Annotated in this window: 4 protein-coding genes; all 4 read right to left on the bottom strand. The window is 57.2% G+C overall.

What is annotated here, in order from left to right; genetic code table 11:
- Positions 1-75: 75 nt before the first annotated feature.
- Genes ACP7BS_RS04665 through ACP7BS_RS04650 form a run of 4 tightly spaced genes read right to left on the bottom strand, consistent with a single transcriptional unit; the run spans position 76 to position 12,762 of the window.
- On the bottom strand, positions 76-879 hold the full coding sequence (locus ACP7BS_RS04665) for an HNH endonuclease (protein ID WP_426236547.1): 804 nt from the start codon (positions 877-879) through the stop codon (positions 76-78).
- Entirely contained in the window at positions 876-4,811 is a 3,936-nt protein-coding gene (locus ACP7BS_RS04660; RefSeq protein WP_426236545.1) for an Eco57I restriction-modification methylase domain-containing protein, read from the bottom strand. The genes ACP7BS_RS04665 and ACP7BS_RS04660 overlap by 4 nt, the downstream gene beginning before the upstream one ends.
- Complete coding sequence (locus ACP7BS_RS04655; RefSeq protein ID WP_426236543.1) at positions 4,811-7,597, bottom strand: DEAD/DEAH box helicase; 2,787 nt, start codon at positions 7,595-7,597, stop codon at positions 4,811-4,813. The genes ACP7BS_RS04660 and ACP7BS_RS04655 overlap by 1 nt, the downstream gene beginning before the upstream one ends.
- Positions 7,594-12,762 carry a DEAD/DEAH box helicase gene (locus tag ACP7BS_RS04650; protein WP_426236541.1) on the bottom strand — a complete coding sequence of 1,723 codons (5,169 nt, stop codon included), beginning with the start codon at positions 12,760-12,762 and terminating at the stop codon, positions 7,594-7,596. The genes ACP7BS_RS04655 and ACP7BS_RS04650 overlap by 4 nt, the downstream gene beginning before the upstream one ends.
- Positions 12,763-12,818 lie beyond the last annotated feature (56 nt).

Raw genomic sequence — 12,818 nt, 5'->3', positions numbered from 1 at the left:
GGTGTAAGCCGTCTGTATCCAAGACACTACCATTTGCGCCAGTGAAGGCCCCTCTGTGAGGCGCTTGCGGGTCGACTAATCCTGCGCCCAGATACGTGCCCTATGCCAGGCCAAGTTCACCCGGTGCTCCGGCGTCAGCATCAGCGGCATCTTCGCGGAAAGCCCGAGTTTTTTCGCTGCCACATCTGACAGGCGGGGGGAGGCGATGGCGTGGCCGTCGTCGGAGAAGCTGATTAGGCCAGTGTCGAAGGCGGCGTCCCAGAGGGAGGAGAGCAGCAGGCCGTTGTGGACGTCGAGGCGTTGGGCGTCGGAGGTGCAATGGGTCCAAGGGACGATGTGGGAGGCGCGCAGAAGTTCGAGGTCGGTGATGCCGCTCAGAGGGCAGGCACCGTTCCAGTAATCGATAAGGGCCTGGCGGAAGATCGGCTGGCCGATGCGGATTCGGATTTCGGCGCGGCCTTCGGTTGTGCCGAGCGTGTCGTCGATGCCCTGGCGCTCAAGCTCGGCCTGGAATAGTTCGAGCGGCAGGGTCGGCAGGCTGAGCGACAGGCGGTAAGCCTGGCTGACACCCGCATGCAGGGCCTCGAGGTCGGCAAAGGCGAAGGCGGCGATATGGCCCTTCGCGGGGGGCGCGGCAGGCTCGACGCCGCGCGTCGTCAATTCCCGGGCGGTCCCGGCATGCGAAACGGAGAGAAAGAAAGGCCCTTGCGAAGCCTGCGCCGAAAACGCGATCTCGCCGGGCGCGGAAGCCGAGCGGAAGAACAGCCAGCCGGCCGCCAGTTCCGGTCCGATGCGATAGCCCTGATCGAAGGCTGCATCCTTGAGATTGGATTCCGTCGTGGCGGGTAAATCCCTGAGGCGTTGGCTGGTGTCGATCATATTGTGGCCAACAGACTGTCATAGGCTTCCAAGACCAGACGCCGGGTGCGATATTCGCCGAATTCCTTGATTTCGTTCTTTTTGAGTCCGCGGAAAGTTTCTGAAGGATAGTCGTCGCCCATTACATCGCAGGGATCGAGAATATACCGCAGTTCCTCACGAGTTAAGCCGTAGGCGACCGCGTAAAATGCGTCGAGTTGAGCACGCAATTCAGCTCGACGGCCATCGAACCAATTGAACGGTGGCCCGTCGTGTCCGATATCCCTAGCGAAGCCAGTTAGCGAGCCTGTCGTATATGTTAATTCCACGATCCTTGGAATGAGAAAGGAAAGATTCTCTTCGGTGTAGAATGTCGGAGGCAGAACCGGAAACTGTGCGATGTAAAAGAAATTCAAATTCGTTCCACCAACTTTTTGGCGGACTATATAGTCAAAGACCATAGAAGACATGTTGGAAATGAGCGCCGAAAATAGTCTGGCTTCACCATTCTTTGGCAGAAATACGTGTAGACTGTTACCAGCACCGCCTACAGGCCAGATGCTGGGGATAAAAGTGCGTTCGTCCGTAGCCCTGGCAATTTTACGGCATCCAATCATCCAATTTTGGTGCCAAGACTGCCTTGCAAGGCGTTCCTCTAAGGTTTTTTTAGGAACCCAAAAACGTGGTTGAGATTCAAACGAAGTACTGCATTTTTCTGAGTGTGAAAGCTCCCTTCCGTCCGCATTCTGTGCGTCGCAAGTTATCCAACGGTGATCATAAAAGTTTACGAATTTTGCTTCCCAAAGTGGGACATAGGTATCTCCCTGCGGTTTTTGGCTGATCCAGTTATTCCCGACGAGAGAGTAGCCTTTTGATTCCAAATCTTTCGCGGAGCGAAAAATACCGGAATCATAGGTCATATCAAAAAGCTTACTCGCATAATCCATATCCCAAGGATTGCCAGCCGGTCCCTTGGCCTCTTCGATGAGCACCGGCACTCGGTCATAGATTTTCGCCGTGAGTTCGGCATCACGTTGCGAGCGGAACCCCGGTGCTGTCTTGGTGTTCGGATTAATCTTAGCGATCTGCTGCGGCGAGAGCCGGAACCGCCGCCTTTGATCCTCCATTTGGCTCGGATCAGTCAGGAAGAAGGAGAACTCAGCCGATTTCACGCTGCTACCAATGGTCAAGAGGCAGAATTTGAAACTGCGATGTACGTCCTCGAAAAGAGCTTCTCTGTTCTCGAAATCGATCAAACTTGCCAATCGCTCGGCTTCAACCAGATGACCGAAAAACGGCGCGGTGGTAGCGTCTGTGGCTATTCCGGTAGGGACGATGATGCCGGCCTGTCCGTTCTTTCGGGCCAGAGACAAGAAGTTTTCCGCAAACAGCGCGTACGTATTAACGTCACCTCGGCCGGTCAACGCGAAGCGGCCCCCATCCCCGCCGGGAACCCTGGCGAAGATCGATGAAGCCTCCGCAACCCGCTTTGCGGTTTCGAATTCATCGAACAGAGCGCGGCGCGGCGAACCGGGTTCTGCTGTCTCCAAGTCCTTGATTAGTTTGGTGCGTTCTGAGGCCTTCGCAGCGGTGGCGATATCAGCGTCGCGTGTCGCGAAGAACTCCTGTTCCTGCAGCTTGATGCGTTCCCATGGCGGATTGCCGATGACGATATCAAAACCGCCTGCCGCCATCACATCGGCAAATTCCAGCGGCCAATGAAAGGCATAAGCAAGCCCGGCAAGATCGATCGCCAGCGCCGTTAATTGCGGATTTCCCTGGTTGCCAGCCAGCGCGTTGCGCACATCCAACGTGGTCGGCACCAGATCGAGCGCCTTGGAGGTTTTCATCTCCGATTTGCGGATGTGTTTGGGGCGCAGGAAGGCCGCGATATAGAGATCGCAGCCGGTCTTTTTTGCCCACCAACTTTTGCCCTTGCGCAAGGATGCGAAGGCGTCGGCCTTGGCCCGCAACTGCGCCGGGCTGTCCTCCGCCATGTCATGCAGCTTCTTGGCGGCGGCGGCGAGATCGGCGGCATCAGCAGTGGCGAAAAGATCATGATTCTTGGTTTCGCGCTGCTGCTTATTGACCTTGCCGGCCAACTTGGCCGCTTCCTTGTCGTCGCCCGTCAGCGCTTTGTAGGCTCCGTCCGGAATGCCCTTTTCCAGCACCTTGAGATCGAACACGCCGAGTAGGCTGTCGCCACAGCGGATATTGGCATCGAGAAAGCCGAGCGGTTTGCCGGGATCGACTGTTTCGATCCACAGTGCCACCTTGGTCAGTTCCACCGCCATCGGATTGCGATCGACCCCATGGATGCAATTGCGCACCACGTCCCGCATGGCGGCATTGTAATCTGGGGCATCGGGGTCACGAAGCTGGGCGACTCGCGTGGCCATGCGGCGGGCTGCCCCGAGCAAGAAGTGGCCGGAGCCGCAGGCCGGATCGATGACGCTGAGATTGAGAATGGCCTCTGCGCCACCTTCGGCTTCGGCCCTCTCGAGCACCGGATTGAGCGTAGTGTCGAGCAGCGCCTGTACGAGACTGTCGGGCGTGTAATAGGAGCCGGAAACTTTTCGCGAATTGCCCTTGGTTTCCACCCCACCAGCAAAGGCGAATTTGCGGCCCTGGTCCTCGCGGATCGGCACCAGTTCGAGCAGGCTTTCGTAGACAGAACCAAGCTCCTCGGTCGCCATATCGCGCCAATTGATACGGACCCGCTGGCCATTGTCAATCAGGAAACTCAGGCGGAAGACGGCAGTGAGGAGCGCCTTGTTTGGTAGCGTCAGATCGTTGATGTCGGCAGTTAGATCGGAGGAAAACAGGCCGCCGAGGGCAGGCAGCGCGAGCTGGCGCTCGCCATTTTCCATCGCGGCAAAGGTGATCTTCATGCCTTCCCAGGCATCGTGGTGATGGTCGTGGGCAGCCCGCCGGCCGGCGCGTTCGCGCAGATAGTCGAAACCATAGGCTTCACTATAAAGCGCGCGGGCCTGCGGCGAGACGTTACGGCCATGCAAAAGGTCGCGATCCTCCGCCACCGCCATGAAGATCATACGGTAGACGATGCGAAGTAATTGCTCGAACCAGATATTCATCGCGAGCGAATTGCTATCCAACCGTGCCCTGAACTCAGGATTGGCGTCGAGAAATCCCTGGCCAAGCGCCATGAGCGCATCTTCGACATTGACGCGCAATCTATCGCGGGCGGCGGTGCCGGCCTGCTGCCCCGCTGCGCGCCAACGCTCAAGTGGGCAATCACTATCGGCGGCGCTCTCCGAACCAAACCGCGATGCGTGAATCATCAGCCAGAGTGCGGTGAAATCAGCGAACATCTCATCGCGGAAAATCGCGCCAAGATCGGCCTCGATAAAGGCCTGGCGGGTGATCGAGGCATTGTCCCGCATCAGCCGCAACCGGTCGCCGGCAAAGCACAGACCCCATCGCGCCTTGTCATTGGCATTCAGCCAGTCCTGCAACAGGACCACCGGTGAACGCCGGGCGATGGTACCACCATCATTGTCGCCCAGTTCCGGAAGCGATCTGGTGAAGGCATCGACATCGGCCAGCGGCGCTGCCACGACGATGGGTACGCGGCCACCGCGGCCTTCGAAGGTGATGCGATAGTCGTGGTCTTCGAGATGATGGCGATGGGGTCCGGTCAAGGCTCCAAAGCCAAAAGCGTCCTCCAGCATCGCCTTGACGAACAGAGAGGTCTGCACGCTGTTCGGCCGCTCGATGCGGGCATAACCTTGCCAATGCGCCTGGGCGATGCGGAAATAGCGGGTGATCTCGTCACGCAGATTGGTGCCCTTGGGGCAACCGTAATCCTGGGCGGCCTTGAAATCGGGCGTGGTTGCGGCGATCAGCGTAATCTGTGCCGGTGCAATCAGGCCGCCCTCAATGGTGATTGCGGACAGGCCGATATCGGCGCTCCGACGATTATGGCGCGACATTACGCATTCTCCGGCAATAGTATGTAGAGACCGATGACGTCGGCGGGCATGACGGCCTGAACCTCGACCGTGGCACCGCCGCGTGCCGCTTCCGTCAGCCGGAGATGGTCTTCCGACAAAACGGCAGCACGTGCCTCGGCAAAGGCGGCAATGGCATCGTGGTAATTCGTGTAGCGTTCCAGGGCGCGGGTGACCTGGCGGGTGATTGCCATGGTTTCGAGATTGCCGGAGGCTTCTTGTTCCAACAGCGCTAGCGCCTCTGCGCCAGTCATTGTCGCCCCAGCGCCGGTTCCGGTAAACGCGATCCCCGTGGCCTCTTCCGCCAGCATCAGCTTGTTGATCTTGCCGCTGGTGATGAGCTTAAAGCGCAGGCGCAGCACTAGCAGGGTGGTCATCTCTTTGACGGCGTTCGTGCGCCACGCGCCCGTTCGGCCCAGGGGATCGAAGGATGATGCGCGCGGATCGAGCGCGCCCTCGGTCATGCCCTCGGCAAGACCCGCGATTAGCGGGTGGGCGCGACCGACATACATGGTGTTTGGCGCGGGATCATCGTCAAAGGCCACCCGTCGCGTTCCCTTGATTCCGCGCAGTTCGAGCCGCTCCTTCAGCCGCTCGGGCAAGGCGTGGAAGTGAACGGTCGGAACCTTGCCGGTGCGATCGAGCGGGGCGTTGAGGCGCTTGAGCGCACGGTCGGCAAAGCGGGCGACCTCTTGCGGCCCGCCATTCAAGGCCCGCATTTTCGACCATTCCGGAATGACCTCTTCCGGCTTTAAGGCACCCTGGGCATATCGGGCACGGCTGGTCTTGGCGTTCTCCTCGGCATCGCGCCACTTGGCCTCAAAACGGGCGGACGACGCGCCAAAGTCAAACGCGAGCTGGGCGCGTTTTGTTGTCGAGCGCAACAACAACGCCTGCATCAGGGCTGAGGTGACGCCATCATTGTCTTCGGGCATCGGAACGGCAATTCCGGTGGCCTTCTGGATGGCCTCGGCTTTGCGGATGATGACCTGGAGAACCGCGCCGTCGATAGCGCTGTTTTCGCCGAACATGGTGATCGACATGACCTGCTTGGCGCGTTGGCCATAGCGATCCACCCTCCCTTCGCGCTGTTGGTGGCGGGTCGGGTTCCAGGACAGATCGTAATGGACGACCGCGCTGAACAGGGATTGCAGGTTGATGCCTTCGGACAGGCAGTCCGTGGCAACAAGGATGCGCTTGTCCTTTTCATCCATCCGATCGATGCGGGCGCGTCGCTCTTCTGGCGGCAGCACGCCAGTGATGACTTCGACATTGTGAGTAGGGAATGCTTTGCGTAGTTCCTCGCCTACAGCTTCGGCCGTGGCAATGAAGCGGCAGAAAACGACCGGCTTGGCATCGCTCTCAAGGATCGTCTTCATCACCTTCTTGAGATGGCCGATCTTGGGGTCGCGATCCCGCTTGCTGTCAAGGATTTCGGCAAGAGTGATCAGTTCCTTGAGTGCCCTGACTTCTTCATCCTCGCTGTTGGGCGTGCCGGGTTCTACATCGCTGTCATCTGCCAGGCCGTCGATCTCATCGAAAATCACAGGCGCAATGGCCTCAGCGTCGGACATACCTGACAGGCGATTGCGCAGCGCGCTTCTAGCCGCAGCTGGTGACGATCCCACGCAACGCATCAGTGCGAGGGTGCCCCAGAAGGCGAGGCGGCGTCGGCTCTGGTCTTCGCCTGCGCGGTTGGTGACAGCCAAGCAGTAATCCAGGACCTTTTCCTGGAAGTCGGCAAAATCACCGACCAGCATATAGGCCACATCGGTCTTCATGTGTTGGGCGAAAGCGCGCTTCTCGTTCCATCCACCATCCACAATGTCTGGGCGGCGGCGCTGAACATAATGCTGGACGAGGCGGCGGCGGAAGCGCTCCTGAGCATTTGCATCATGGGCAGGCGGACGATGGGCGAAATCCCTGTCGAGCAGGCTCAGCAGACGGTCAAACGCATCCTCATCGCCGCTATGCGGCGTCGCTGTCAGGAGCAGCATCTGCCTTGTTTCATCGCCCGCAAGGCGTTGAAGGAGCTCATAGCGCTGGTGCCGGCCTTTTTCGCCGCCGACGCAGGTATGCGCTTCGTCAACGATGATCATGTTGGGGCAGGCGCGCGCGAAGTCGTCACGGCGGCCGTCGGCCTTGATGTAGTCCAGACTGACCACCGTGAAGGGATACGCCTCGAACAGACTTTGGGACGCGGGAAGGCCACGTTCCAGGCTGCGCGCGCGCGCAGATGTCACGGCGACCGCGTCGATATCGAACTTTTCGGCAAGTTCGGAGACCCACTGATCCACCAGATGAGGCGGGCAAATAACAGAAAAGCGATCGATCGTACCTCGGTCGAGCATTTCACGGACAATGAGCCCGGCTTCGATCGTCTTGCCAATGCCGACGTCATCAGCAATCAGCATCCGGATGACGGACAGCTTCAGCGCCATCATCAGCGGCACCAACTGGTATGCGCGTGGCTCGACGCCCAGATGAGCAGCGCTGCGGAAGGGGCCGGCCCCGCGGCGTAATGACAGGCGCAGAGCGTCCGCCAACAACCGAGCCCCGTCCTGTGTGTCGATGCGATCCACCTCGGGCAATGCGAAGGTTGCCGGCTTTACAGGCGCGCGTTCCAATGCAAGGATCAGTCGCTGGGTGTCCTCTTCCGAACCGAGAAGCGGCCGGACATTGAGGATACCGTCGTCTGGTGAGGGTAGAACAACCCATTCCCGGCCACGAGCTTCGACAAGATCGCCTGGTGCGTAGCGGACATTCATGGTTTGCTCCCAAAGTATCTGGCGAGGTCGTCTGGCATCGTTGGCGGAGGGTTTGCCGGCAGTTCCACCAGATCGTAGCCGTGAGCATCGCAGACGGCCCGCAGTTCGGCACTCGCGCTGCCTTCGGTCGCCACCACCATATCCGATGGCCAGACCAGATTGCAGACAAAGCCGCCGATCTTGCGGGACTGAGGAGCGGGCAAGCCCCAAGCTTGAATAGAAGCCAACCAGGTGTCATTGGCGCTTGATAAAGGCTTCGCGTAAGCGTCTTCGACGCTGGATTGGGCTAGTTCACACAGGAAGGAGACGACTGCAGGGTCACGACGATCGATGAGTTCGTGATCCATTTGATTGAAATAAGAGAGCAGGCAACGATAACATCCCGCCACGCAGGCGTTATCCTTCGCCTTGGCGGTACCTGTCGCTTCGTCAAACTCGTAGTGCATGATATCCAAGGCTTCGCGGGCAACCTTAGCGACTTTTGATCTGTCGGCGACCAAACGATTCAATACGCCAGCACCTCCTTCAGTCGCTTCATAGAGAAGGATGACATTGCGATGTTCCCGCGACGGAAGTGGCTCCCCCAACAGCTCACCCTCTTCCAGTTCCGAGGAAACCTGGATGCCACGCGCAAGGGCGTGTTGAAGAGTTGCCATTTGTTCGTCATTGAAGGATGCGTGAGGCCTCAGCAAAAGAGCATTCTTGTAGTCTTCAACGATAGGAACAATACGCTGCGGCCGTGCGCTAGCGGCATCGCAAGTGACATCGCCATTGTCGTCGTCACTCTCATCCGCCACCCATCGGCCGTTTGAAGGATCGATCATGAAGCCAAGGATCGATTTTTCCTTACGGCGACGCAAACCCTTGTTGACGCGGGACAGCTTGGCACGGTTGCCGAAATCGAGGGTCACAATGAGCTCGCCATTGTTTCGAGCAACGGCTTGCCGAACATCGATGCTGCCGTTGTCCCCTGTCCACTCGAAAACAGTCTGGATGTCGAAGCCGCGGCGTTGTCTGTCTTCGTCATTGGCTGTGATGCGCAACGAGGGCGTGGTTTCGACGTTGTCGATCCGATAGACCTCGTTGATGCGCGTTGTTCCAGCAAGCGATGCCGAACAAGCGTGGCAGCGTTCGGTATTGGGATTTGTATGCGCCGCCCCGCACGCATCGCAGATCAGTAGGACTGATGTCGCAAGCTTTCCTTCTCCCATGACGCGCCCGGCTGCCGGCAGCTTTGCCTTCGTAACTCTGAACGCGCGACCTTCATGGTAGATAAGGCTGTTCGGCCCAAACTCTGCAATGGCCAGGAAGCGCGGTCTTTGCAGGACCGATACCCGTTTCGCTCCCGGTATGAAGGCGTAGAGGGGCAGGCGCGGAAAATTATAGCCGGGCAGGAAGCCTTCTGTGGCTAGATAGCGATAGGTATAGAAATCCGAACTTGAAGAGTTCGTTCCGCGCTCCAGAAGGTCGAGTTCTTCTGTGGCCCGATAATAGCGTCGTGCCGCTTCCTTCCGCTCGCCGGGGCGAAAGCTTGTTTTTTGCTGGATTTCGTTGCTTTCTTTTTGTTCAATTTGGGCACCGCTGTATAGGTCTCGCCAGCGCTTAAAACTCTGAATGAAGCGAGGGGCTGCTTCTCGGTCGATCTCCTCAATGAATGCATCGATGTCATTCAGCCACGGCGCTTCTGCGTGATCAATGACCTTGGCAGTAGTTTCGAGCAGGCGTTTTATGATCGGCTTTGCTAGGCATTTCGATCTGACCAGTGCGAACGCGTCTAAGATTTCTTGTTCAACCGGGAGCCCTTTGGCACCCATGTCCAAATTGCCCGGAATTGCAGGATTCAAAGGCACCAGGGCTGCGGCCAACCACTCGGCATGCATGTGGCTTCGAAGCAGGTCACGATTTCCGAGATCAAGCGCAGGGGGTTTTACTATCCCGGAGACTAATCCTACCCTGTTTTCGAAATAATATTGGTCATGCGGCGATTGTGCCGCGCAATAGGTGACAACAAGGGCCGCTTGGCCACTCCGACCGGCACGACCCGCCCGTTGCGCGTAGTTTGCCGGCGTAGGTGGGGCATTGCGCATGTAGACCGTATTGAGCGCGCTGATGTCGACGCCCAGCTCCATCGTAGGCGAACAAAACATAACCGGAAGAAAGCCCGCAGGCTCTCCCTCCAGCCGCATATCTTCCTTGTTCTGCTCGAGTCTCTGTTGGTCATTTTTGCCGTAGCGGAAGCGATCCTCCCGCCAGGCACGGACTTTTTGCTCAACTTGGGCCGTATGTTCGCGCGCTTCGAACGAGTAGGGCAACTCACCTGTCTGGCCAAGCAAGTCGCTGACGCGTTCGTACATCTGACGAAAATAGGGATTTGGCCTTTTGCCATCGGTCCTTTGGTCCGCCGGGAAAATTCGTAGGGCATTGGATGCTAGACGCCAGGCGGGTTTATCGTACCCGTGAGCCGATACGCGCCGTACCATTTGATGGGCCTCTGCGGCCTTCAGCATACACTCCACAACTTCTTGATACTCGCTGTTCGGTAGCAACTCGCCCCAAATGTCCTTGTTTCTTAGCGCTTTACCAAGCTGGGTCCGCCACCCACCTCGTATTATACCTATCTCATCCCGGGCCTGTGTCAGTTCCCTCTCAGGTGGCTCGAGCATGAAAATGGATGCCGATCGCAACTCGGCTTCTTCGTTCTGATCAATAAGCCACGGGTCTCGAAGTCGGCTCCGCGTGTCCTGAGCGACCTGGAGTATTTTTGTGCGATCGAGCGCTTCCGTGGCAATCGCAAGCCCTTTACGCATGTAATCAAACAGCGAAGCGTAAAGAGTTTTTCTTTCCGATGGAGACAGGCTGGCGAGCCGTGGATTACCGGAAAATTCTTCGTTGTCTGCTACCAGTTCATCGAGCCCGATGAACCGGACCTCAATCAAGCCACTTTCCTCCAGGTTCGGATTTGTAAACCGCCAGCCTTTTCGAAGGTCGGTCCACACCCTGTGCGCCAACAGCCCGGTCAATGTCTCCTCTGCCTCTTGGCGTTTTGGCAGCCCTTTCGATTTGGGGTCAGCCATCCATTCATGCAATCGATCTTGGATTTCGAGATCAAACCCAAGCGCTTTTCGGACTTCATCGCCGAATTTAGAATCTCTGAGGCCTTTTGCATCGTTGTCGCGGGTTGCCTTGAGAATCGCCCCACGCAAAAGCATGACGAAGATGAAATCGTTAAAATGGCCTGCCTGAAGAGCAGCATCTTGACGGTTGTCGGTAAACCCGAGAAGCTTCCTAGTGTGCTGGTCGAGCGATCCCTCGGCCTCCATCAACGCGAGCAATGTTGATACGATTAGAGTTGTTGCGGAACTTCGACCTTCGCCAGAAAGCCCAGCGAGCTTGTTGATATCGCGGGCTTGAGGTGACGGTTGGTGTTTGCAGTGTGGGCAGAATCTATATTTGCCGCGGAAGAACCATGCAGGAACGCCATCCTCGCCGAAAGAACCATCAGTTCGTACATGGTACAGGACGCCCTCATGCCTTTTTCGATGCGAGCTTTTGAGTTGGATGCGGTCACCTGGCTTGCTCTCCAACCAGTCTTCAGGGTAGTCGCCAACATCACCCGAAAAAGCGAAATCATCGTTGACCGCCGGGACTAAGAACCCGGTTATAGCGCCGTCGACAGTATCGTCATCGCTGACAGGTTCATCGATGGGGCGTGCGAGCATCCGCCGCCCCTCGTCGGTCTCCTCGATTTTCGCGCTATGGTGTTCCTGTCCGCACTCACGGCAGAAGTATAATGGGTAAAGACGGGCCTTTTCGTCATCTGGATGGAATATTTGTGCATCCATCACCACCCGCCGAGAGTTTGTCGGCTCAAGCGTTGCGAACGCTTTGCCTGCACCGGAAACGAACCGATGCAATTTAAATGCCAAAAACGCGCGATCGCTGGTGCCGCCACGTGCATCCTCGCGCGTCCCCATGATTTGCAGCATTGCGACAATGGCAGCTCCACATTGCTGGACACTCAAGGAGGTCAACTTCGCAAGCTTGCTAGAAGCCTCCGTCAAAGTAGTGGGCTTGCGTCTTCTTAATTTTTCGCCGTCGTCGAGGCCGATCTCAAGTTCAATCCAGCATGCAAGTGGATGCATGCTAAGTTCGGCATCTGTGAGGGTTGGAGGAAGTTCACCGTGGACGGACTTCCTCAGGTTTTCGCCGAGCGTCGCGGTTTTTATCGATGGGTGCGTTGCGCGTTCCAGCTGCTCGTCGATGATTGAGGTTGTCTTGACCGTTTGACCAAATAGCTTGCTGCCGACGTGGGCGACGGCCTTTGCCTTATCTTCGTCGTTCTCAGCACTCGACATCGTCGCAGATGTGCCGATGCAGAGCGGAGATTTTGTAGCGCATAGCCTGTCTTTAACTCGTCGGACGAGCATAGCGACATCCGCACCTTGGCGTCCGCGGTACGTGTGCAACTCGTCCAGTATCAAGAATTCAAGGCCGCGCGCGTTGTCGATCACTGCTCGATCTAGGTCGTCCTGACGCGTCATCAGCAACTCAAGCATCATAAAGTTGGTCAGGATTATATCTGGTTTGGACGAAGCAATTGACCGGCGTTCGGCATCGCTTTCTTGACCAGTATATCGGCGATATGTGGGCTTCAGGCTGTCATCTAAGCCAGCGTCCTGAATGAATTTGTCAAGCTCCTCAAGTTGGCTATTTGCCAGGGCATTCATGGGATAGATGATGATGGCCCGCGTGCGCGGTGCCTCACCGGCGCGCTTTGCTCGAATGATACGATCGATGACTGGGAGGAAGAAGCAGAGCGACTTTCCCGAACCCGTTCCTGTCGTGACGATGTAGCTTTCGTTTTCCTTTGCTTTAACGATCGACCGCTCCTGATGCCTATGGAGGTTCATGGGCACTCTTTGGGGGCCGGTCGCAAAGACCTTTGAGATATCTTGATCCAGAACTCCGGCGTTGCAGAGTTCTTGGATGGATTTGCCACGTTCAAAACGAGGGTTGATGGTAATCAAGGGTTCTGGCCAAAAACGTCCAGACCCATAAGCGCTGTCAATCTGCGCTTTCAATTCGCTGGCGCGTATTTCCGAGAAGGAACGAGCAAAAAGCGAGTAGCGCTGGATTAGTTGTGTATCGAGACTGAATATATCCATGGGAACTCGCAAATGACTGAATAATTTTCGGAAATGGCCGATTTAGATTCGTATCG

The sequence above is a fragment of the Pararhizobium sp. DWP1-1-3 genome (genome assembly GCF_049896125.1).
Lineage (GTDB): Bacteria > Pseudomonadota > Alphaproteobacteria > Rhizobiales > Rhizobiaceae > Pararhizobium.
Note: the sequence above shows the minus strand (reverse complement) of the source record. Positions and strands in the feature narration are given on the sequence as shown.

Bases quoted from the DNA above. Each gene is read 5' to 3' on its own strand.
- ACP7BS_RS04665 (WP_426236547.1), bottom strand. From the start codon at position 879: ATGATCGACACCAGCCAACGCCTCAGGGATTTACCCGCCACGACGGAA.
- ACP7BS_RS04660 (WP_426236545.1), bottom strand. From the start codon at position 4,811: ATGTCGCGCCATAATCGTCGGAGCGCCGATATCGGCCTGTCCGCAATC.
- ACP7BS_RS04655 (WP_426236543.1), bottom strand. From the start codon at position 7,597: ATGAATGTCCGCTACGCACCAGGCGATCTTGTCGAAGCTCGTGGCCGG.
- ACP7BS_RS04650 (WP_426236541.1), bottom strand. From the start codon at position 12,762: ATGGATATATTCAGTCTCGATACACAACTAATCCAGCGCTACTCGCTT.